Annotated in this window: 19 protein-coding genes; 5 read left to right on the top strand and 14 right to left on the bottom strand. The window is 46.0% G+C overall.

The window, feature by feature from the left end; all coding sequences use genetic code 11:
• Nucleotides 1–53: 53 nt before the first annotated feature.
• From GPK60_RS06200 to nrdR, 5 genes are all read right to left on the bottom strand, one after another.
• Nucleotides 54–935 carry an amino acid ABC transporter substrate-binding protein gene (locus tag GPK60_RS06200; RefSeq protein WP_147631265.1) on the bottom strand — a complete coding sequence of 294 codons (882 nt, stop codon included), beginning with the start codon at nt 933–935 and terminating at the stop codon, nt 54–56.
• A 121-nt stretch (nt 936–1,056) separates the two neighbouring features.
• Entirely contained in the window at nt 1,057–1,854 is a 798-nt protein-coding gene (locus GPK60_RS06195; protein ID WP_022119300.1) for a hypothetical protein, read from the bottom strand.
• 20 nt (nt 1,855–1,874) lie between these two features.
• Entirely contained in the window at nt 1,875–3,050 is a 1,176-nt protein-coding gene (locus GPK60_RS06190; RefSeq protein WP_173866400.1) for a DUF5716 family protein, read from the bottom strand.
• Between the two features lie 27 nt (nt 3,051–3,077).
• The gene (locus tag GPK60_RS06185; RefSeq protein WP_215659086.1) at nt 3,078–6,638 is read right to left on the bottom strand and encodes a DUF5717 family protein; all 3,561 of its coding nucleotides are present in this window, start codon (nt 6,636–6,638) and stop codon (nt 3,078–3,080) included.
• Nucleotides 6,639–6,740: 102 nt separating this feature from the next.
• Nucleotides 6,741–7,190: a transcriptional regulator NrdR gene (gene nrdR, locus GPK60_RS06180; protein WP_022119298.1), complete on the bottom strand. Its 450-nt coding sequence runs from the start codon at nt 7,188–7,190 to the stop codon at nt 6,741–6,743.
• A gap of 408 nt (nt 7,191–7,598) precedes the next feature.
• Between nrdR and GPK60_RS06175 the strand changes: the two genes are divergently transcribed.
• The gene (locus GPK60_RS06175; protein ID WP_022119297.1) at nt 7,599–7,856 is read left to right on the top strand and encodes a YlmC/YmxH family sporulation protein; all 258 of its coding nucleotides are present in this window, start codon (nt 7,599–7,601) and stop codon (nt 7,854–7,856) included.
• A 61-nt stretch (nt 7,857–7,917) separates the two neighbouring features.
• Here the strand turns inward: GPK60_RS06175 and GPK60_RS06170 are convergent, their stop codons facing one another.
• Nucleotides 7,918–9,348, bottom strand: a complete 1,431-nt coding sequence (locus tag GPK60_RS06170) for an SH3 domain-containing protein (protein ID WP_022119296.1) — start codon at nt 9,346–9,348, stop codon at nt 7,918–7,920.
• Nucleotides 9,349–9,593: 245 nt separating this feature from the next.
• Between GPK60_RS06170 and sigG the strand changes: the two genes are divergently transcribed.
• The gene (gene sigG, locus GPK60_RS06165; protein WP_022119295.1) at nt 9,594–10,370 is read left to right on the top strand and encodes an RNA polymerase sporulation sigma factor SigG; all 777 of its coding nucleotides are present in this window, start codon (nt 9,594–9,596) and stop codon (nt 10,368–10,370) included.
• Between the two features lie 238 nt (nt 10,371–10,608).
• On the opposite strand, the gene thrS is transcribed toward sigG, so the two are convergent.
• Nucleotides 10,609–12,540: a threonine--tRNA ligase gene (gene thrS, locus GPK60_RS06160; protein ID WP_215659085.1), complete on the bottom strand. Its 1,932-nt coding sequence runs from the start codon at nt 12,538–12,540 to the stop codon at nt 10,609–10,611.
• 468 nt (nt 12,541–13,008) lie between these two features.
• Here thrS and GPK60_RS06155 point away from each other — a divergent pair, with 468 nt between their 5' ends.
• Together GPK60_RS06155 and GPK60_RS06150 are read left to right on the top strand one after the other, a co-directional pair.
• A complete protein-coding gene (locus GPK60_RS06155; RefSeq protein ID WP_022119293.1) occupies nt 13,009–13,896 on the top strand; it encodes a DegV family protein in 888 nt (295 codons plus the stop codon).
• A 64-nt stretch (nt 13,897–13,960) separates the two neighbouring features.
• Entirely contained in the window at nt 13,961–14,836 is an 876-nt protein-coding gene (locus GPK60_RS06150; protein WP_173866991.1) for a DegV family protein, read from the top strand.
• A gap of 169 nt (nt 14,837–15,005) precedes the next feature.
• Here GPK60_RS06150 and GPK60_RS06145 read toward each other — a convergent pair whose 3' ends face one another.
• From GPK60_RS06145 to GPK60_RS06130, 4 genes are all read right to left on the bottom strand, one after another.
• Nucleotides 15,006–15,590 (bottom strand): cytidylate kinase-like family protein, encoded by a 585-nt coding sequence (locus GPK60_RS06145; RefSeq protein ID WP_022119291.1) that lies wholly within the window; start codon nt 15,588–15,590, stop codon nt 15,006–15,008.
• Nucleotides 15,591–15,655: 65 nt separating this feature from the next.
• Entirely contained in the window at nt 15,656–16,396 is a 741-nt protein-coding gene (locus tag GPK60_RS06140; RefSeq protein WP_346727729.1) for an amino acid ABC transporter ATP-binding protein, read from the bottom strand.
• Nucleotides 16,386–17,054 carry an amino acid ABC transporter permease gene (locus GPK60_RS06135; RefSeq protein WP_022119289.1) on the bottom strand — a complete coding sequence of 223 codons (669 nt, stop codon included), beginning with the start codon at nt 17,052–17,054 and terminating at the stop codon, nt 16,386–16,388. The genes GPK60_RS06140 and GPK60_RS06135 overlap by 11 nt, the downstream gene beginning before the upstream one ends.
• A gap of 226 nt (nt 17,055–17,280) precedes the next feature.
• Nucleotides 17,281–18,129 carry a transporter substrate-binding domain-containing protein gene (locus GPK60_RS06130; protein ID WP_022119288.1) on the bottom strand — a complete coding sequence of 283 codons (849 nt, stop codon included), beginning with the start codon at nt 18,127–18,129 and terminating at the stop codon, nt 17,281–17,283.
• A 260-nt stretch (nt 18,130–18,389) separates the two neighbouring features.
• Between GPK60_RS06130 and GPK60_RS06125 the strand changes: the two genes are divergently transcribed.
• On the top strand, nt 18,390–18,767 hold the full coding sequence (locus tag GPK60_RS06125; protein ID WP_022119287.1) for a metal-dependent transcriptional regulator: 378 nt from the start codon (nt 18,390–18,392) through the stop codon (nt 18,765–18,767).
• Between the two features lie 70 nt (nt 18,768–18,837).
• On the opposite strand, the gene GPK60_RS06120 is transcribed toward GPK60_RS06125, so the two are convergent.
• The 3 genes from GPK60_RS06120 to GPK60_RS06110 form a co-directional block, all read right to left on the bottom strand.
• Nucleotides 18,838–20,703: a heavy metal translocating P-type ATPase gene (locus tag GPK60_RS06120; RefSeq protein ID WP_215659098.1), complete on the bottom strand. Its 1,866-nt coding sequence runs from the start codon at nt 20,701–20,703 to the stop codon at nt 18,838–18,840.
• 139 nt (nt 20,704–20,842) lie between these two features.
• Nucleotides 20,843–21,064 carry a cation transporter gene (locus GPK60_RS06115; protein ID WP_173866992.1) on the bottom strand — a complete coding sequence of 74 codons (222 nt, stop codon included), beginning with the start codon at nt 21,062–21,064 and terminating at the stop codon, nt 20,843–20,845.
• A gap of 31 nt (nt 21,065–21,095) precedes the next feature.
• Nucleotides 21,096–21,458 carry a metalloregulator ArsR/SmtB family transcription factor gene (locus tag GPK60_RS06110; RefSeq protein WP_022119283.1) on the bottom strand — a complete coding sequence of 121 codons (363 nt, stop codon included), beginning with the start codon at nt 21,456–21,458 and terminating at the stop codon, nt 21,096–21,098.
• Nucleotides 21,459–21,635: the final 177 nt, after the last annotated feature.

The raw sequence follows: 21,635 nt of genomic DNA, 5'->3' as shown, positions 1-21,635 counted from the left end.
CATAAAAAGGGCTGCCGCAGATGCAACAGCCCGCCTTTTGTTCTCTGTCTGATTTACTGGATCGTTGTGATGTCTTTTCCGAACCACTTCTCGGAAATCTTTGCAGCCGTTCCGTCTGCCGCCATCTCTTCCAGTGTTGCCTGAACTTTATCACGCAGCCCGGTATTACCTTTTTTGAAGCCAATGCCATATTCTTCTGCTGCGATCACATCATCCAGGACTTTGAAATCTGCCTTACGGCTTGTGATCTGATAACTTGCCACAACGTCATCCATTGCGATCGCATCCACTGCCCCGGATTCCAAATCCATAAATGCCGTGTTGTAATCTGCAACCGGTGTCAGGCTTCCAAACGTGGAAGTCAGCTCACTGTTGTCGTTCAGTGCTGCTTCCGCACTGGAATCCGTCTGGACTTCTACGTTCTTTCCGGCCAGATCTGCCTCAGAATTGATGTCCGAATCTCCACGTACAACGAAGACCTGATTGTTTTTCATATAAGGCTTGCTCCACTCATAGTCGTCTTCACGGCCATTCATGGTGAAGCCATTCCATATACAGTCAATCGTTCCGGCATCCAGCTCCATGTCTTTTGCATCCCAGGCAATCGGCTGATATGCAATCGTAAGGTTCAGACGTTTTGCAACTTCTGCTGCCATCTCCAAGTCAAACCCGGTAAACTCTCCGTCATCTCCGACAAATCCCATCGGTGGGAAATCCTGGTCAAATCCAACGGTGAACGTGCCATCTGTCTTGCTGGCATCGGTAGTTTCTGCATCTGCTGCCTGTGTATCGGCTGATGTTTCGTCTCCGGAAACAGCACTTTCTGCTGTTGTATCTGCTGCGGACTGCGTCTCTGCATTCTTGGAACCACATCCTGCCAACATTGCCGATACCATTGCTGCTGTTAACATAACGCTGACTGCTCTTTTTTTCATAATATTGCCATCCTCTCTCTTTTTGTATTTCAAGGGGTCTTCCCCTGTTTTACTGCTGTATGTGACCACTCTACCGTGGTAAAGTAATCAAATACTATCACATTATCAGGGCGATGTCAACTTATCTTCTGCTTTTATGATATTTTCTTTTTTCTTCCTGTAAAAACCTTGCCAGTGTTTCCTGACCGGCGTTTTCGATCTTCTGCATTTTTTCTGCCTTTGCCAGTACTTCCTGCTTCTCTTCTTCGATCTTGTCGAGCTGTTCTTTTGGCACTTTCAGCTCTTCGAGACGCTTTTTATAGTCTTCTTCCGACAGATACAGCGGCAAAATTGCCAGATAACTGCGGTACACCGCATTGGAGCGTACCATCTCATAAGACTGCCACAGACAGTCTGCGGCCTCGCGGAACAGGAACATCCTTCCGTACGCCCCCGCCATATTGCTCAGTACGCCTGCATAAAACTGAAGCCCTGTTTTCCCCTGATTGCGGTTTTGCAGGATCTGACGGTAAAGGCTGACCGCCCCGGAATACATGCCGTAATTGACCAGCAGATCCGCACGGATCTTCCTGCGGATATCCTCCGTCTGTACCTCCAGCTTGCCAATTTGCTCCTTTACCGCATACATCTCAGCCGCATTCAGATAACGTACTTCCCGGAAAACCGGCAGTACCAGCTCCGCAATACTCTCTGCGTCTTTCAGTTTCTCACGAAGATGGAACGCCAGCCTTTGCATGCCCAGCTCTCCTTCCAGCCAGTCACACAGTTTTTCATTCAGAATGCTCTCATCCAAAAGACTTACATTCTTCCAGAGATAAAAACACAATTCTTCTATTGTATAAATATTGATATCAATACTCTCGATATAAAACGGATGTTTCGCCGCTTTCGCACGACACAACTGATACATTGCCATCATTCCTCCCTTTCCTCCCCTTTTCAGGAAAGGCTGATATTTGCTTCCCAGATTTTACCGGAAGACGGATACAGTTCACCAAGTCCAAGATCCTCCGCCCGCACCCTGCATCTGTCCGGTGCGGTAAAGGAAATGTCGAGCCGCAGTCTGGTTGCCCGTCTCGGTCGATCCGGAAGCTGGCTAAGAGCCAGGGTGTGTTCCATTTCTTCTCCCCGGACCGTTCTGGAGTAGATCACGACTTCCTTTTCATCGCCAAGCAAAAATTCACAGGTATGTCTCGCCATATACCAGTTGATCCCGGCATTCACCAGCGGATAATAGCCTTCCTGACCGCGGATCTCCATCCATATTCCGAGATTGTGCTGTATCATGTCATCGCTCAGATAGAGCGTATCTTTGCAGGCCGTCGCCCCGTTTTCTTCCATTGCCGCATAGCAGGCTCCCATGGTGTAGAGATTGTCTCCGCGAAAACTTCTCCGTTTTCTGCACAGGAAACGAAAAGACTTGTCCATCCATTCCCCTTCGAACTCTCTGCCGACCAGATAAACGGCAGAAAACGGCGTGTTTTCAAACATTTTCTCCAGATTTTTATGCAGAAGCGAATCCCTGAGGATCCCCCACTCTTCGTCCCCGCGTCCTTTTCTTGCTTTGTTGTCCAGATACAGCCGGAAACATTTTTCCGTCTTTGCAAGCACCGGTTTTGTCTTTCGTTCCAGCCAGAAATGCCATGCCGTGATGCAGTCTCTTTCGTATTCCAGTAATGCGACATGATACGTCAGAAGCTCTTTTTTCTGGTTCATTAAATAGGCATAAAAGCTCTCCAGATGTCCCTGCAAAAAAATGGCTGAGGACGGTATGCCAAGCTTTAAAAGTGCCGTGCGGATCACATCTGCCCAGATCCCTTTCATCTCGTGCATCGTCACCATAACCGTCATATGTTCCACAGACCCTGCACCTTTTAACAATGCAAAACATTCTTTCAAAAACTGATACAGTACTTCCACGCCTCTGGCATCTTTCCGTTCGACCAAAGAGAACAGATCGACCGGTGTCCTGATCAGGTAATCGTTTTCTTCTTTTTCCTCCTCTGACTGCATGACCATCAGCGGTGCACGGTCAGATTTACTGCAAAATGCAATCTGAGAATAATCCCGTCCGAGATCAATTCCCACTGAAATATTGCCATGTTCTGCCAACATACTTGTCGTTCCTTTCTCTGTCCGCTTTTATCTGACCGGCAGAAAATGCTCTGCCAGACTTTCTTTTTTCAGATATTCTTCTGCCTGTGCCTTAAACTCCGTTCCCTTTTTCTGTACAAATGCTCTGCACATCTCATTTAACATACCGTAACGGCTCTGCATGTCGTTATCTTCCGGCACTTCTGTCCTTGGCAGCAGTGTAAACGGACCGGACTGCGTTTTCTTCCCGTCCTTTTCCTCATGAATCATGCAGACCATTTTTTCACCGTAAAACAGGGTAAAATCTTTCTCAAAAATACCTTCGTATACATTATGCAGCATTTCCGTATGCTCCACGGAAGTGCCTTCTTCCTGATTTTCCAGCGTGTACGTCAGCATCACGATCGCCTTTGGATCGGTGCGGTACTCGATGATGCTGCGGTCCATAAGCTGAAGGGTACGCATCAGAGATATCGGCAGCTTTTCAAAGAATCCAAAGCACATATGCTTATCGCCGCACTCCTGAAGAATCTGTGACATCAGGGTCAGCTGCTTTTCGGAAGCTTCCCCACATTCGGTACGGTACCTGAGATAAGCCAGTCTGCATGCCGGATCAACGGATTCGGATGCATTCATCCTTCGCTCAATCTCATCAAAAACCGGCTTCTGCACGTCCATCTCTTTCACAAAATACTGGTAAGACATCAGATTCAGATAAGCCGCAAGCAACATCTTCTTGCCATACTTCCGGCGGTAGGATTCAAAGATCGGTTCCGTTTCTTCCATGCCCGTCCGCTCAAATGCCAGCATGATCAGGATCTTTTCTTCCAGTGCCATGGTATCCAGGTCAAAATTCTTGCCGGCTTTCCACAGGGTCTTCATCGTCTCCATCGGTCCGTCGTAACCTGAGAGCAGATAAGAAAGAATGGCCTCATCGTATTTTCCGTGGCAGAAACAGTAATGGCACAGATAGAGCAGCATTTCGTCCTCTTCCGGTCCCTGCTCCAAGATCCTGCGGCTGCACAGACGCACCAGAACGCCAAGCGGGATCTCTTCCGGTCCGAACCTGGATACCAGAAGGAATGCTTCTTTGCACATGCCTTCTCTGACCAGGAGTTCCACCGTCTTTGCCTTATCCACCGCCGCAAAAACCTCAAGATCCATATCGTGCAGGTGCTCATAGAGCGTATCATCCTGCAGATTATCATAATAATACTCCAGGATTTCTTTTCTTAGCTGCTGCTTGTAGTCTTCTTTTACATCCACGAACTCCAGCATGCCGAAAAAGTCTCGGATCTTCTCCTGTGTGATATCCCTTGATCTCTGTGCTTCTGTACAGGAATACAGCAGAAATCCCGGACTGTCCGGTGCGATCCTGCGGCACATAGAAAACATATCACTGCCCTTAAGCAGTCTGGTAATGGTATAATCAAATCCTTTTGTATGCCATCTTCCTTCGCGGTCGATGATAAAAATACAGGCATCTTCCGTATAGATCTGCACGTTTGCCGTATGTTTGGAGAAGATCACCGTCTGGATCTCTTCGAGCTGTCTGTGGACAACGGCAACTGCGGATGCATTTGGATCTTTACAGCAGATCTCACAGGTGAAAAGTGCATGGGAAAGATTCTCCGTCATCCTTGTATTTAACATGGATTTTGTGAGAAACTCCTGATAAATACACGCCAGCTCGCGGTTCATGCGTCCTGCCATCAGCTGATCCACCATATATTTCTCGATCGCCGCACGATAGCTGTCGTAGGTCTTTGGATCCTGTCCTTTATTGTCTATAATATTTTTATATAAAACTGCCTTTTTTACATAATCAAGGCTGCTGTTCTCATAGGAAAAATACATCCGCACCATCTGCGGCAGGAGTCCTGTCCGTTCTTTTCCCATGGACTCCACATAATATTCATACAATCCGGTCAGACGCAGTCCTTCGGCAACACCCTTTTCATACCAGTTAAAATAAGCAGCACCCACTTTATGTCCTTTGATCAGCAGACTGCAGATCGCACTGACCACACTCTTTGACGGATACTTGGTATAGCACTGGCACAGGATCTGATACATGGTCACATCATAACGTCTCTGCCGTCCGGCAATATCTGCCACCTGCATCACGAGTTCTTTATCCAGAAGATCGTTGCGGCAGATAAAACGCAGCACCTGAATCTCAAAATCATCCAGCTTCTTTAACAGAAGCGGTGACTTCCGAAACAGCGTGAACGCCTCCAGATACATCAGTCTGCTGCGGCAGCCCATTTTATACTGTCTTCGGATTGCTTCCAGTTTCTGTGACGGATGCTGCAGAAGATTCTCCTTCAGATATAACAGCACCCACTGAAGCAGCCATTCTTCCTGATTTTTCAGGTACAGATCCTGGATCTTGCTTTCGATATAATCAATATATTTCTCATCTTTATCATAAAGAGTCGTCAGATACTGATAATAGCCCTGCACGGCCGGACGGTCTGAGATCCTCCGTTTCTGCTCCAGCTTTTCAAGCAAAGTACAGGCGATCTCCGGCTGATCTGCCGCAAAATAGATCTGTACCTGATACAGCTTCATCATGATATCCTCTCCGCCTGCCTGTTCATAGCGTGCAAAAGAATCTTCCGCTCTGGCGATCCAGGTATTTAAGCTGATCTTCTTTAAGCGAAAATCCAGATAATCCCGGTAGAGACGCTCGATCTCCTTTTTCTGGATATGCGCTCTGTGATCGTTCTCTTTTGCGGTAAATTTGCGTGCAGTCACTTCAAAGGTTTTCTTCCAGTTTCCGCTTTTTAAGATGATCCGGCCAAAATTGTGCCCGGCATGCATCCGTGCCGGATCGATCAGATAATCCAGAGTAAAACTGCTTCCAAGAAAATCATCCGGGCGGATCAGGCTCTGCTCCGGCTGCAGAAATGCCGCATCCGAAAAGACTTCGATCTGCGAATAGCCCCATCCGTTCTTTACGATCTCAATCTGTTCCTGAATGACCGAAGCGATCTGTGAAAACTCCTGCCTTTCTTTTTTCAGTTCATATTTTATGGCACTCTTTTTCCCGGTGCTGATCAGAAACTCCTCCATAAGTTCCATGCTCATGGTCTTGCTCCTCAGTCCGCGGTTGAGAGCCTCAAACTGCGGATACTGCTTTTCGATCGTCCTTGTAAAACTCCTGGAGCAGAACATCGCATACGCTTTCTCGTAATGCTCCTTTGCCAGCTGTGCAAAAGAATCCAGCGTAAATGCCTCTCCTGCCGGAAGCTGCACCTTTTTCTGCATGATCGCAAAAGAAAAAGGAAGTGCTTTTTCTCCCATGTTCGTGCAGACGGTAAGACTTCCTTCCAGCACATCTCCGGCTTTCATTCCCGTAAAATCCACATCAAAAGACAGCTTCGGTTCAATCCCGGAAAATTCTCTCGGCTCACATGCCACGCGTGCATCCGAAGAATACAAAAATCCCCGGATCCTTTTCTGCTCTTTATTTTTTATTGTAAAACTGCCGAAAAACTTTTCTCCTGGTTTCACCACCGCACGAATCTCATCACAGGAAAAAAGAAGATCTGGAGTCTTATATTCATATATTCCATTCATCAGCTCTTCTATTCTTCGCTTCATGCTTTCTCCATTTCTCTGTGTGAATCTCACACATGATCGTTTATTTCTGCCAAATGCCATACAGATCGTTTCACATTCCGTACTTTCAGGTCTGACATCTGTTTACTCTAATATTTTCTTTAATTCATCCATAAAAGTATTGACATCTTTAAATTCGCGATAGACTGACGCGAATCTCACATACGCCACCGCATCCAGGCTTTTGAGCTTATCCATAACGATCTCCCCTATGGTCTTGCTGTCAATCTCTTTTTCTTCGCGATTGAAAATCTCCGTTTCAATCTCATCGATCATCCCGTTGATCCTCTGTACAGAGATCGGACGTTTATAACATGCCCTTACGACTCCTGCTTCAATCTTGGACCTGTCATACTGTTCCCTTGTCAGATCTTTCTTGATCACGGTGAGCGGGATCGTTTCCACCTTTTCGTAAGTGGTAAAACGCTTTCCGCAGGCATCGCAAAGTCTCCTTCTGCGGATGGAACAGTTATCATCTGCAGGCCTTGAATCTACTACCCTGGTATTATCCTGATTACAAAACGGACATTTCATCTTTTTCCTCCTGACTGTGCCTGGTGTACTTTTCGTTTCAAGTCGAACGCACGTGAGACTTGGCACGCGATTCTGGTCAGCTTTGCTGACATTTACCCAACAGAATCGCTGTGCATTCTCGCGGAGCGTTTATCTTAGTCGGAGATTGCACTCCCACTAAGACAAATTTGTTGCTCGCCACTTATAGAAGTGGGAGTCTTCTCCGACTAAGATAAATCATCTAATGTGAAGTATAACGAATCCTGTTTTTACTGTCAATACATCTTTCCAAACTGTGCATACCCGCAAAAAGCGGAACCTCTTCTGCCCGGATCGCATAAACTATAGAAAAAACACTTTTCGAAAGCATCTGCTATCTTGTGTACATCGATCGGTTCGTTCTATTTCAAAGGAAGGTGTGGGGATTTTATGCGAATCTGTGAACTGCGGCAGAAAGAAGTGATCAACACCTGTACCTGCCGTTCTCTTGGCTGTGTATGCGATGTGGATATCGATATCTGTACCGGATTTGTGAAAGCAATCATTGTTCCCGGTCCGGCAAAGATCTGCTGTTTTCTCGGCCGCGATACCGAATACATCATTCCCTGGGAATGTATCTGCCAGATCGGTGCCGATATCATCCTGGTCGAGATTGAAGAAGAAAAATGCAGGAAGAAATGCGAATGATTTCCTCCTGCACATCTGTCCTCTTCCGCTTTGCTTTAAGATACAGCAACCTGCAACCTGATCATTTGCCAAGGTAGACATCTGCTTCTCTTGTACCAAAAGCCGCTGCTGCCTCGTGATCTACCATATAAATATCAATATGCCCATACGGTGTGCCGCGGTCTTCTACCGTATAAACCACATCATCTACGATCAACTTTGTCCCAAACGGAACACCGTACATGGCAACCGTCTGTCCCTGAATCGGAACGGTACCGCTTGCTGTGATGCCATTCGCAAACTCACCGCAGCAGATCTGGCATGCACAGTATGCTGTCAGCTTAAATTTGCCCAGATACTTTACCTTTTCCGAATGTGCTTTCTGTGTGGAAGTGAACGTATAATAAAGGGCTCTGTTCTCCTCCGGTCTGATCTCTTCCGTTGCCAGAGTCATATTTTTGCGTTTTGTCGCCTTTACGATGGCATCTGCCTCTTTACCGGTCAGAAGCAGCTCGCTTTTTACAAATCCACGCACATCACCAGACTCCACATAGCACCATTCCTGACCCTGATCTGCAAGAATATAACAAAGTCCGCCCTGCGGGATCACACCAACCACGCGTGCGTCGGTTGACTTCTCTTCCCGCACATTCAGCTCATTCTCCTTTGCGACCGCATTGACACGTTTTACAACCGTCTCCTGAATGGTCTTTTTCACGCTGGCATAAGCCGGATTCTCCTTCGGATCGATTTTTGCTTTCGCAAGTGTCATAAAACCTTCTTTTTTGAGTGCCACTTTGACTCTTACGACCTCACCGGTCAGAACGTTTTTATTTTTTACATAACCACGAACATTCCCGGACTCAACATAAGACCAGTTTTTTCCTTTCCAGAGTATATAACAGAGTCCGTCCTTTGCAAGGGTTCCGGCAACGTCTGCATGGCTGTTTTTCGCTGTATAGATCTTAAGATCCGCTTTTGCGAGAGCGTATTCCTTTGCTACCGTCTCAAAACGGAACGACTTTTCCAGTTCTTCCGGATCGATCACCAGCTTTTCAAAACGTTCATCGAACTTCTGCTCCGACATGGCATCCTTCTCACTCTTGGAAGAATCCTTTTTGTCTTTCGCCTTTTCTTTCTCCTTTTCACGCTGTGCTGCCTTTTCATCCAGGTCCTGATCTTTCTCTTTTGTATCCTCCGGATCTGTCTCATCTGGCTCAGACTGCTGCGTTTCGGTCTGTATCTCTTCGGACTCCTGTGTCTCTTCCGCCTTTGTATCTGCCGTCGTCTCACTCTCGGCTTCCGTAGCTCTGGTCTCCGGCTGCGGCGGTTCACTCTCCGTGCTCTCCGTGTTCTCTGTATCCTGTACAGAATCTGTTGTATTTTCAGAATCCTGCATCGTCTCCTGTGCGGTGTCCGCTCCCTTATCCGAGGCATCTACGCCGACCGGAAATGTCACTGCAAGGGACATCCCGAGAAGCAATGCAAGCATGCTCTTTCTGTTATTTAACATCGGTACTCCTTTTCTCCCCATAGTTTTTTCATTATAGCACTTTTACCTGCAAATTGCAAATCTGGGTGCTGCAGCGAGATTCTGCTTTCCATCTGCTGCTATCTCCGGTGGATTGCAGCGACATTCTTCCTTCAGCGATTATCATGTCAAGGTCTGATATTTTTTATATTTTCTGCAAAATCGCATATTTCTATTCGAAACGGAGAATTCTTTTATCAGGAATATAAATCAGGAGGATTTCGAATATGGCACTTAATAAAGTTGAGATATGTGGTGTGAACACAGCGAAGCTTCCTATGCTTACGCAAGAAGAAAAAGATGCTCTTTTTATTAAAATCAAAGCGGGTGATCAGGCAGCAAGAGAAACCTTTATCAAAGGAAACCTGCGTCTTGTGCTCAGCGTGATCAAACGTTTCGGTGCAAGCAATGAAAATGCAGATGATTTATTTCAGATCGGCTGTATCGGTCTGATCAAATCCATAGATAATTTTGATCCTTCTCTCATGGTAAAATTCTCCACCTATGCAGTACCGATGATCGTTGGGGAGATCCGAAGATACCTGCGGGACAACAGTGCCATGCGTGTCAGCCGTTCGCTTCGGGATACCGCCTACAAAGCGATCTATGCCCGGGAGGGGTATATGAAAAAGAATCTGCGAGAACCGACGATCAACGAGATCGCCTCAGAAATCGGAATTGCAAAAGAAGAAATCGTCTACGCCATGGATGCCATCCAGACGCCGGTCAGCTTATTTGACCCGGTCTATACCGAAGGCGGAGATTCTCTCTACGTGATGGATCAAATCAGTGATAAAAAGAATAAAGAAGAAAACTGGGTTGAATCAATCTCTCTTAGGGAAGCCGTAGAACGGCTTGGTGAGCGGGAACGCCATATCATTAAGCTTCGCTTCTATGAAGGCAAAACCCAGATGGAAGTGGCAAATGAAGTCGGCATCTCCCAGGCACAGGTCAGCCGCCTGGAGAAAGGGGCGTTGAAGGCGATGCGGAATTATTTACGCTGAGAAAGCGAAGAATTTTTGAATGTGCAAATGAACGAATTCCCCGAAGGGCACGTAAAAGTGCCTTCTTGGGAATTGTTCATTTTGCACATTATCAAAAGTTCTTGGCTTGCCAGATGTCTCCGAAGCGAAAATCTGATGGCAACGAAAGAAACTGAACGCTAAACAGAAGAGCCGTATCACTGCAAAACTGATCGATCTGACGGTAGCAAGGCTTCCTGTTTACGTATAATCAATTTCTTTATTTCTGCTCTTCAACCTCTACTTTACGGTTTTCGCGGTTTTTGATCTCTTCTGTGATCGCTGCGATAAAGTCATCCAGACTCTTTGCACCTTCATCTCCTGCGAAACGGCTTCTGACAGAAACGGTATTTTCTTCTTCCTCTTTTGCCCCTACTACCAGCATATAAGGAATCTTCTGAAGTCTTGCTTCACGGATCTTGTATCCGATCTTTTCTGCTCTGGTGTCGATCTCAGTACGGATATTTGCTGCTTCCAGTGCTGCTTTTACTTTCTCACCGTATTCCATGTATTTATCGGAGATCGGCAGTACTTTTACCTGTACCGGGGATAACCAGGTCGGGAATGCACCTGCAAAATGCTCGATCAGGATTCCGATGAAACGTTCGATGGAACCGAATGCTACACGATGGATCATGATCGGACGATGTTTCTCGCCGTCTGCACCAATGTATTCGCAGTTGAATCGCAGCGGCAGCTGGAAGTCAAGCTGGATCGTACCGCACTGCCAGGTTCTTCCGATGGAGTCTTCCAGATGGAAGTCGATCTTCGGTCCGTAGAATGCTCCGTCTCCTTCATTTACTACATACGGCAGTCCCAGATCATCCAGTGCACCTCTCAGTGCTTCCGTAGCCATCTCCCAGTCTTCGTCACTTCCCATGGAATCTTCCGGACGGGTGGACAGTTCTACATGATATTTAAATCCAAACAGCTGATATACTTCATCGATCAGTCTTGCTACACCTTTGATCTCGTCACGGATCTGCTCCGGCATCATAAAGATATGAGCATCGTCCTGTGTGAAGCAGCGTACACGCATCAGTCCGTGCAGCTGACCGGATTTCTCATGACGATGAACCAGTCCAAGCTCTCCCATACGCAGCGGCAGATCACGGTAAGAACGCGGTTCTGACTGGTATACCAGGATTCCGCCAGGGCAGTTCATCGGTTTGATTGCGAAATCCGTGTCATCGATGACGGTTGTGTACATATTTTCCTTATAATGATCCCAGTGACCGGATGTCTCCCACAGATGGCGGCTAAGCATGATCGGAGTGGAAATTTCCACATAACCGTTCTTTCTGTGGATCTCTCTCCAGTAATCCAGCAGTGTATTTTTCAGAACCATTCCTTTTGGCAGGAAGAATGGGAATCCAGGACCTTCTTCACGCATCATAAACAGTCCAAGCTCTTTGCCCAGTTTTCTGTGGTCACGTTTCTTTGCTTCTTCCATACGGTTCAGATATTCTTCCAGATCTGCTTTCTTTGTGAAAGAAGTACCGTAAATTCTGGTCAGCATCTTGTTTTTCTCACTGCCTCTCCAGTATGCACCTGCAAGGCTGGTCAGCTTAAATGCTTTTACCGGTTTGGTGCTCATCAGATGAGGTCCTGCACAGAGGTCTACGAACTCACCCTGCTGATAGAAGCTGATTTCGGCATCTTTCGGAAGGTCTTCGATCAGTTCTACTTTATATGGTTCTTCTTTTTCTTTGAAATATGCGATTGCTTCTTCTCTGGACTTTGTGAAACGTGTGATCGGCAGAGCTTCTTTTACAATCTTTTTCATTTCTGCTTCGATCTTCACCAGATCTTCTGCTGTCAGCGGTGTTTCACTGTCCACATCATAGTAGAATCCGTCTGCCACGGAAGGTCCGATTGCAAGCTTTACACCCGGGTACAGTCTCTTGATCGCCTGTGCCATGATGTGAGAAGTGGTGTGATGGAATGCCCATGCACCGCCTTCGCTTTCAAAAGTCAGAATGTTTAAATTGCAGTCCTTGTCTACAACGGTACGCAGATCGACTAATTCGCCGTCTACTTCACCGGCACATGCCACTCTTGCCAGACCTTCGCTGATATCTTTTGCGATATCCAGTACACTCATTGCCTGATCATATTCTTTTGTTGATCCGTCTTTTAATGTAATAATCATCGTTTTATCTTCCTTTCTTTTATTTAAAACGAAAGCCCCCTGCAATGCACATCCGCAATGCAAGGGGCGAGTTTTCTTACCCGCGGTTCCACCCTGTTTGTCCCGTCTGTCTCTTGATTTAAAAATATTTCAGGCAGACTGTAAAACCACTTATTTGACGATAACGGAGTCACCGGACCGGATTGGGGCCACTCAGAGGTAGTTTTCAGATGTTTCCCGCTGAAGTGTTCACACCATACGCACTTCTCTCTGAAGCTTTCCGCATCCTACTCGTCTCTTCGACGTGTTCTGATATTCTATCGGTATCTTACCAACCTTACCGACATTTGTCAAGCTGTCTTAAAACTATTTTCAAGTCATCTGTTTTTCAGGTTCCATATTTTCAATATTTCTGAGATTGAATCCCTAACTGAAAAGTGTTACAATAAACAGCAAATAAAATTCCACAAAACAGAGAGGTTCATGCATATGAATGATTTTATTCTCAGTTGCTGCTCTACAGCAGATCTTACAGAAGAACATTTTAACAGCCGTAATATTTCTTATATATGTTTTCATTATGAACTGAACGGCAAAGAATATGAAGATGATCTTGGAAAATCCGTACCGTTTGATCAGTTCTATCTTGCCCTGCAAAACGGTGCTTCCGCAAAGACTTCGCAGGTAAATGCCGATGAATTTGAACATTATTTTGAGTCTTTTCTGAAAGAGGGCAAAGATATTTTGCATGTAACGCTCTCATCCGGCATTTCCGGCGTTATCAATTCCGCCATGATTGCAAAGGAGACATTGGAAGAACGCTACCCGGAGCGTAAGATTTATATTGTAGATTCTCTCGGAGCTTCTTCCGGATATGGTCTGTTTATGAATCGTCTCGCAGATCTTCGCGATAACGGGTACACACTTGAACAGTTGTACGACTGGGCAATGCAGCATCGCCTGAATCTGCATCACTGGTTTTTTTCTACGGATCTTACCTTTTACATCAAAGGTGGACGTATTTCCAAGACAGCCGGTACCATCGGTGGTCTGCTCGGCATCTGCCCACTTTTGAACATGAATGACGAAGGGAAGCTGATTCCACGCCAGAAGATCCGCACAAAAAAGAAAGTTATCCGTGCGATTGTTGACAAAATGGAAGAATTTGCGGATAATGGTTTGGAATACAATGGAAAATGTTATATTTCGCAGTCTGCCTGCATGGACAATGCCAGAGCTGTTGCAGATCTCGTAGAGGCACGTTTTCCAAATTTAAATGGAAAAGTAGAAATTCATTCTATCGGCACTGCGATTGGAAGTCACACCGGTCCTGGAACAGTAGCTCTGTTTTTCTGGGGCAGCACGCGGACACATTGAGCAGCCGATATAAGCCGGAATCGTTCCGGCACCCTAATAGATAAAAACAAGGAGGATCATACCTATGAAAACAGCCGTTATGACGGACACCAACAGTGGTATCACAAAACAGGAGGCCGATGCCCTTGGCATTTTTCTGATGCAGATGCCGGTGATCATCGACGGAGAAACACACTATGAAGGGCTTGACCTTACCCACGATTCTTTTTTTGCCGCACTGACCGGCAATCAGAACGTATCTACTTCACAGCCATCCCCCGGCGATGTCATGGATATGTGGGATGAGATCTTAAACTCCGGTTACGATGAAATTATCTATATTCCCATGTCCAGTGGGCTGAGTGCTTCCTGTGAAGCTGCTATGGGACTTGCCCTGGATTATGACGGCAAAGTTCAGGTAGCCAATAACCACCGCATCTCTGTTACCATGCGGATTTCCGTAATGGAAGCCAAACATTACGCAGATCTTGGAGCTTCGGCTGCAAAGATCAAGGAACTTCTGGAAACAAATGCTTTCAACTCCAGCATTTACATTGCCGTCGATACACTGGAATTTCTCAAAAGAGGCGGCCGGGTGACTGCTGCCGGTGCTGCCCTTGGTTCTGTCCTCAACATCAAACCGGTTCTGACGATCCAGGGCGAACGTCTGGATGCATTTGCAAAAGTGCGTGGCATGAAAAAGGCCAAACTTCGCATGATCGAAGCTCTGAAAAATGATTTTGAAACCCGTTTCCAGGGTATCCCGAAAGAACGTCTGCGTCTCGGTGCTGCAGGTGCCGGTCTTAGTGCAGAGCAGGAAAAAGAATGGACAGATATGCTTTCTGCGTCCTTCCCTGAAATGGATGTCTACTATGATTCGCTTTCTTTCAGCATTTCCTGCCACATCGGACCTGGTGGTTACGGTGTCGGTATCAGCGTGATCGGAGAATATGATCTGTAAACTTGATCTGATATCAAATTCTTGATTTTTCAGGATCATAAAAAAGAGCATTTCCAACGAAAACCACCCTTTGTGGATTCGATGAAAATGCTCTTTTTATGTACCATTCTGCTGTTTATCTGCTGTTTGCTGCCTTTTCAGAAGATACTCTTTCTTGTGATGATATTCTTTACTTTTGTGCAAGGTCGCAGATCAAATCGACGCAAGTATCAATGCCAAGTGTTGAAGTGCTCAGGCAGAGATCATAATAATCTGCCACACCAAATTCGGTATTGGTATAGTAAGAACAATACTTCTTACGCGTCTTGTCAATGGAACGGATCTCATCGCTGATCTTTGCCTCCGTTGCATCCGGCATTTTGTCTTTCATACGCATCATACGCCAGTATGGTGATGCATGGACAAAAATATGCAGACCGCCGTCAAATTCTTTAAGGATTGTATTGGCATTTCTGCCGACAATCACACAGTTGCCTTTCTCGCCGATTTCGCGGATCACCTTTGTCTGTGCTTCAAACAGGGTCTCGTTAAGCGGCTTGTTGTAAAAGTTAAACAGGCTCTGGGCAAATCCGAAATTGGCCGGAACTTTCTCGTCCCAGCGACGCATACTCTCCACATCTACCTTGGATGTGTCGGCACTTCTCAGGATCAGCTCTTTATCATAATAATGATATCCAAGACGCTCTGCCACTTTTCGACCGATTTCGCCGCCGCCGGCACCAAATTCGCGGCTGATCGTAATAATTTTTTTCATATTGTTCCTCCTTCCAGATCATTATATTATCTGCATTTTTATGCATAAACATTCAAGAATGCTACTTACAGAACTTTATTCAGGAAGTCAATGGTACGTGCTTCTTTTGGATTGCGGATTACTTCCTCCGGCGTGCCCTGCTCTACGATGTAGCCTCCGTCCATGAACACAACACGGTCTGCCACTTCTCTTGCAAAACCGATCTCGTGTGTGACGATGACCATAGTCATGCCATCGGATGCCAGTTCTTTCATAACATTCAGAACTTCTCCTACCATCTCCGGGTCCAGTGCAGAGGTCGGCTCGTCAAACAGCATGATATCCGGGCTCATCGCCAGTGCTCTTGCGATCGCAACACGCTGTTTCTGTCCGCCGGAGAGCATATTCGGATAAACATCTGCCTTGTCAAACATGCCAACACGCTTTAACAGCTGAAGTCCTTTTTCCTTTGCCTGCTCTTTTGTCATTTTTTTCAGTTCTACCGGAGCCAGCATGATATTTTCCAGAACGGTCTTGTGCGGGAACAGGTTAAAATGCTGGAATACCATCCCGATGTTCTCACGCACTTTGTTGATGTCGGTGTGCTTGTCTGTGATATTGTTTCCATCCACAATGATCTCGCCTTCGGTCGCAATTTCCAGCTGATTCAGGCATCGAAGAAAGGTAGATTTACCGCTTCCGGAAGGTCCGAGCAGTACGACCACTTCACCTTCATGGATATCCATGCTGATATCTTTCAATACTTCCAGTTTTCCAAAGCTTTTCTTTAAATTGGAAACATGTACTTTTACTGTCTTATCTGCCACGGTCGATCCTCCTCTCGATTCTCTTCGCAAGCTTACTCAAAGCTACGATAACGATCATGTACATGATACCGACAATCGCCCAGGTCTGAAGACTCTTGAACGTATTTCCGGCGATCGTCTTACCCATGTTGGTAAGTTCCGGGAATCCGATAACGGACAGGATCGAGGTATCTTTCAGTGTGATGATGAACTGGTTGATGATGGACGGAACCATCGTACGGATTGCCTGTGGCAGGATAACCAGCCGCATACTTTTTGCATAGGAAAGTCCGAGGCTTCGACTCGCCTCCATCTGTCCTTTGTCCACACTCTGAATACCTGCACGGATGATCTCCGCCATATAGGCACCGCAGTTCATCGCAAGAGCGATCGTACCTGCCTGAAGTGCACTGAGCCTGAAATCGGTCGCCCCCATCATTTTCATTCCGGACGGCACACCGAAGTAAATAAAATATGCCAGAACGATCAGCGGAACGCCTCGCACCGCATCAACATAAATGGTACCGATACAGTTCAGTACACGGTTTCTTCCTACATTCATCAATGCAAAGATCATACCGATGATCATGGCAAAAAGCAATGACAGCAGTGTAAGAAGCAAAGTCTTTCCGAGTGCTCCAAGAAGCATGGAGCTGTAAGACTGTAAAATTGCAATCATGTTCTTTCTCCTTCCTTTGTATTTTTATAAGATTGAGATTCAAAATACCTTAAAACACTGCTGTGCATTTTCCGGCTTTTGATTCTGCTGTTATTTATTGTATCATAACATCTATTGCCTGGTCAAAAGGTATTTTGTGATAGCGTAAGAAGCACGGAATCCAAAACCGGTCCCGTGCTTCCATGCATAGGGTATCCTCTAAGAGTTGCCCTTTTTATTCTTCTGATTATTCGCCCAGATATTTTGCGATGATCTCATCGTAAGTACCGTTTGCTTTGATGTCTTCCAGTCCTTTGTTGAACATATCCAGCAGTTCCTGGTTTTTCTCGTCCATGATTGCCAGTCCGTAAGGTGCACCGTCGCTCTCCATACCTTCCGGAATCTTCAGTGCCAGATTACCTTCTTTGATAGAAGCTGCCATGATCGGCGTGTCTTCTACGCATGCTGCACTGTTGCCAAGGATAACATCCTGATACATCGTCGGTGAATCTTCAAATACCGTAACGGTAAATCCATACTCATCTTTCAGGCTGTTTGCAAAGTCAGCACCTGCAGTACCGTTCTTTACTGCCACATTTTTGCCTTTCAGATCTTCGTAGCTTGCGATGTCGCTGTCTTCAGATACTACGAAAGTCTGTGTTGCGTTATAATATCCATCAGAAAAGATCCATCCGGAATCGATACGTTCCTGTTTGATCGTTGCTCCTGCGATCAGAGCATCTGCCTGTCCTGCCTGAACAGCTGCAACACCTGCATCCCATCCAAGGCTCTGCAGTTCATACTCAAATCCCTGATCTTCTGCGATCGCTGCCAGAAGGTCTACGTCGATTCCCACGAATTCGTTCTGATCATTGGTATACTCAAATGGTTTGAAAACCGTGTCGGTTGCAACAACCCATTTTTTGTCAGAAGTCTTTTCTGCTGCTTCTGAACCGCTGCCTTCTGTGGAAGCTGCTGTCTCTGTAGAAGCTGCTGTCTCTGTAGAAGCAGTTGTCTCTGCTGTTTTTGAGCCACATCCTGCCAGCATACCTGCTGTCATTACAGTACAAAGTAAGAATGCCATTGCTTTTTTCATTTCTAATTCCTCCATATGATCAAAATGTTTTTAGAATAGCAAGAAGCGAAAAGCCGATTGCCTGTATCCCAAAGCCCCCTTGCCTTCCGCTACATTGCATATCATATAAAAAATGTTTGCAGCTGTCAAGAAAAAAGTATAAACTTTGTTACAGTTTTGTCAATTTCTCACAAAAATATCTTTGACCAGACTCTGTTTCTATGCTATACTAAACTTACTTTTCTTATTGCGATAGGAAAGAACGTGAGGTGGAGCAACTTATGATAGTAAATGAATCAGCAGAAAATTACCTGGAAACCATATTAGTGCTCAGCAAGCAGCTTCCGGTGGTCCGTTCCGTGGATGTTGCCAATGAGCTTGGATTTAAAAAATCAAGTGTCAGCGTCGCTATGAAAAATCTCCGTGAGAAAAATCATATCACAGTGACAAAGGCCGGATTTATTTATCTGACCGATTCCGGCAGAGCAATCGCCGAAATGATCTACGAACGCCATCAGCTCATCTCCTCTTGTCTGATGAAACTGGGAGTTTCCGAAAAAACTGCCGTGGAAGATGCCTGCCGCATCGAGCACGTAATCAGCAAAGAGAGCTTTGACGCTTTGAAAAACCACATAAAAAAAATGCAAAAAGAACAGTGAAGAAATGAGACAAACCCGATTTTGGATTTGTCTCTTTCTTTTTATACCGTTCTCTTCTGTCTGCCTTTTCTTACTTCTCTTTCAGTGCACGCATGGAGTTCAGGATCGCAATGACAGAAACTCCGACATCTGCGAAAACAGCTTCCCACATATTGGCTGCACCAAAAGCTCCGAGCAGCAATACGATTGCTTTTACGCCGAGTGCAAAAACGATGTTCTGTTTTACGATCAACAGTGTTTTTCTGGAAATCCTTACGATCGATGCGATCTTGCGGACATCATCATCCATCAGCACAACATCGGCTGCCTCGATTGCTGCATCCGATCCCATGCTTCCCATGGCAATGCCGATATCCGCTCTTGTCAGTACCGGAGCATCATTGATGCCGTCTCCGACAAATGCCAGTTTTTCTTTCTTCGGTTTTTCCCTCAGGAGGCGTTCTACCTGTGCCACCTTATCTGCCGGCAGCAGTTCTGCATGTACTTCATCAATACCAAGCTCTTTTGCCACTTCCATAGCCGCCTCTTTGCGGTCACCGGTCAGCATGACGCATTTTTTGACACCAACCTGTTTCATAGCACTTATGGCTTCTTTTGCACCGTCTTTTACTGTATCAGAAATCACCAGAGTTCCGGCAAATTTTCCGTCACATGCCACATAGACAACGGTTCCGCCGCTCTGGCAAGGGGTGTAAGCGATGCCTTCCTTTTTCATCAGTTTTTCGTTTCCGATCAGCATTGCTTTATTGTCAACCGTGATGGAAATACCATGTCCGGCGATCTCATTTGCATTTTCTGTACGCTTCATATCCGGAGTTTTGCCGTAAGCTTCCCGGATCGAATTTGCGATCGGATGTGTAGAGTAACCTTCTCCCAAAGCCGCAATCTCCAGAAGTTCTGTCTCTGTCATGCCCTGCGGCTGGATCTGTGCAACCTTAAATTCGCCTTTTGTAAGTGTTCCGGTCTTATCAAATACGATCGTTGTCATCTCAGCAACGGCTTCCAGATAGTTGCTTCCTTTTACCAGCACACCGACTTTGGATGCTGCTCCGATTCCGCCGAAGAATCCCATCGGAACCGAGATGACCAGTGCACATGGGCAGGAGATAACCAGAAAAATACATGCTCTCTGGATCCATTCTGCAAATCCGCCCCCAAGAACCAGTGGAGGAACCAGTGCCAGAACCACAGCTCCGATCGTGACAACCGGAGTATAATATTTTGCAAATTTTGTGATAAAGTTCTCTACTTTTGCTTTCTTGCTGCTTGCATTCTCTACCAGCTCCAGGATCTTCGCAACCGTAGAATCATCAAATTCTTTCGTAACTTTTACTTTCAGTGTACCGCTTCCGTTCACACATCCGCTGATGATCTCATCACCGGCCTTTGCACTTCTCGGAACCGACTCGCCGGTCAATGCTGCGGTATCAACAAGCGATTCTCCTTCGATCACCACGCCGTCCAGAGGGATACGCTCGCCCGGTTTGATTACGATGATATCGCCAACCTCCACGTCATCCGGATCGACCTGTGTCAGCACGCCGTTCTGCTCAATGTTGGCATATTCCGGACAGATATCCATCATCGCGGAGATGGACTGTCTGGATTTGCCGACCGCATAGCTCTGGAACAGTTCACCGACCTGATAGAACAACATAACGGCTACTGCTTCTGAAAACTCCTGTACGCCAAAGGCTCCGACGGTTGCAACCATCATCAGAAAGTTTTCATCGAAAACCTGTCCGTGGCTGATATTTCGAACTGCTTTGTACACGATATCATACCCGATGATCAGATACGGTACCAGATAAACCACAAACTGAATCCACACATTCACGTTCTCCAACATTCCTGTGTGCTCTGCGATCAGCAGGGCAACAAACAGGACAAATGCAGCAATAATGCGGCCCAGCATTTTTTTCTGTTTTTCCGTCATACCAAAATCCTCCGTTTTTGAAAGCAGCAGTCGGATATCGCTATCCACCCTGCTGCCCCCTTTTCTTTCACCTTATTTTCATATTGGGATCAAAATTGATGCCTGCGAATTGCTCCGTTACAAAGTAACTCTCACAATGCTATTTCATCAGGATCTTGCAGTCCGGCTCTACTTTTGCACATACACGTACGACTTCTTCCATGATCGCATCGAATTTGTCATCCTCTGCATCAATGGTCATTTTCTGCATCATAAAGCTGACATTTGCATCGTTGACTCCCGGGATTTTTTTGATCGCATCTTCCATTTTTGCTGCACAGTTTGCACAATCCAGATCCTGTAATTTAAATTTTTTCTTCATGATAAAACACTCCTTTTATAATATTTCTTCTTTATTTTTCTTCAATATGTTCGCGGCCCTGTGCGATGATCGTACGCACATGCCCGTCTGCCAGAGAATAAAAAACCGACTTTCCTTCCCTTCTGCTTTTGACCAGCTTGGATTGCTTTAAAATCCGAAGCTGATGTGAGATCGCCGACTGTGTCATATGAAGCGTCTCTGCGAGATCACAGACACAAACTTCTGCTTCAAACAGCACAAACAGAATACGGATTCTCGTCGAATCTCCAAATACCTTAAATAATTCCGCAAGATCGTATAATTCCTCTTCCTCCGGCATACCGCTGTTCACAATATCCAGCCGATCCGGATGAATCTGGCAGTCCTCACAGCATTCCAGTTCTTCCGTTGCCAAGTTTCCACCCTCTTTCTGCAAACATTTGAACGATTGTTCATATGTTGATAGTACACCCACATACGGTATCTGTCAAGAGTATTTTTTTTGAAAAAAGCAACAAAAAAATCCACCAGTCTCAAATCCGAGTTCTGGTGGATTTCGTCAATATGATGCCTACGGATTGTTCCGTGCTTC

This window comes from Ruminococcus sp. MCC718 (assembly GCF_018783905.1).
Lineage (GTDB): Bacteria > Bacillota > Clostridia > Lachnospirales > Lachnospiraceae > Hominisplanchenecus > Hominisplanchenecus faecis.
This window is presented reverse-complemented; position numbering and strand designations above follow the sequence as displayed.

Bases quoted from the DNA above. Each gene is read 5' to 3' on its own strand.
- GPK60_RS06200 (WP_147631265.1), bottom strand. From the start codon at position 935: ATGAAAAAAAGAGCAGTCAGCGTTATGTTAACAGCAGCAATGGTATCG.
- GPK60_RS06195 (WP_022119300.1), bottom strand. From the start codon at position 1,854: ATGATGGCAATGTATCAGTTGTGTCGTGCGAAAGCGGCGAAACATCCG.
- GPK60_RS06190 (WP_173866400.1), bottom strand. From the start codon at position 3,050: ATGTTGGCAGAACATGGCAATATTTCAGTGGGAATTGATCTCGGACGG.
- GPK60_RS06185 (WP_215659086.1), bottom strand. From the start codon at position 6,638: ATGAAGCGAAGAATAGAAGAGCTGATGAATGGAATATATGAATATAAG.
- nrdR (WP_022119298.1), bottom strand. From the start codon at position 7,190: ATGAAATGTCCGTTTTGTAATCAGGATAATACCAGGGTAGTAGATTCA.
- GPK60_RS06175 (WP_022119297.1), top strand. From the start codon at position 7,599: ATGCGAATCTGTGAACTGCGGCAGAAAGAAGTGATCAACACCTGTACC.
- GPK60_RS06170 (WP_022119296.1), bottom strand. From the start codon at position 9,348: ATGTTAAATAACAGAAAGAGCATGCTTGCATTGCTTCTCGGGATGTCC.
- sigG (WP_022119295.1), top strand. From the start codon at position 9,594: ATGGCACTTAATAAAGTTGAGATATGTGGTGTGAACACAGCGAAGCTT.
- thrS (WP_215659085.1), bottom strand. From the start codon at position 12,540: ATGATTATTACATTAAAAGACGGATCAACAAAAGAATATGATCAGGCA.
- GPK60_RS06155 (WP_022119293.1), top strand. From the start codon at position 13,009: ATGAATGATTTTATTCTCAGTTGCTGCTCTACAGCAGATCTTACAGAA.
- GPK60_RS06150 (WP_173866991.1), top strand. From the start codon at position 13,961: ATGAAAACAGCCGTTATGACGGACACCAACAGTGGTATCACAAAACAG.
- GPK60_RS06145 (WP_022119291.1), bottom strand. From the start codon at position 15,590: ATGAAAAAAATTATTACGATCAGCCGCGAATTTGGTGCCGGCGGCGGC.
- GPK60_RS06135 (WP_022119289.1), bottom strand. From the start codon at position 17,054: ATGATTGCAATTTTACAGTCTTACAGCTCCATGCTTCTTGGAGCACTC.
- GPK60_RS06130 (WP_022119288.1), bottom strand. From the start codon at position 18,129: ATGAAAAAAGCAATGGCATTCTTACTTTGTACTGTAATGACAGCAGGT.
- GPK60_RS06125 (WP_022119287.1), top strand. From the start codon at position 18,390: ATGATAGTAAATGAATCAGCAGAAAATTACCTGGAAACCATATTAGTG.
- GPK60_RS06120 (WP_215659098.1), bottom strand. From the start codon at position 20,703: ATGACGGAAAAACAGAAAAAAATGCTGGGCCGCATTATTGCTGCATTT.
- GPK60_RS06115 (WP_173866992.1), bottom strand. From the start codon at position 21,064: ATGAAGAAAAAATTTAAATTACAGGATCTGGATTGTGCAAACTGTGCA.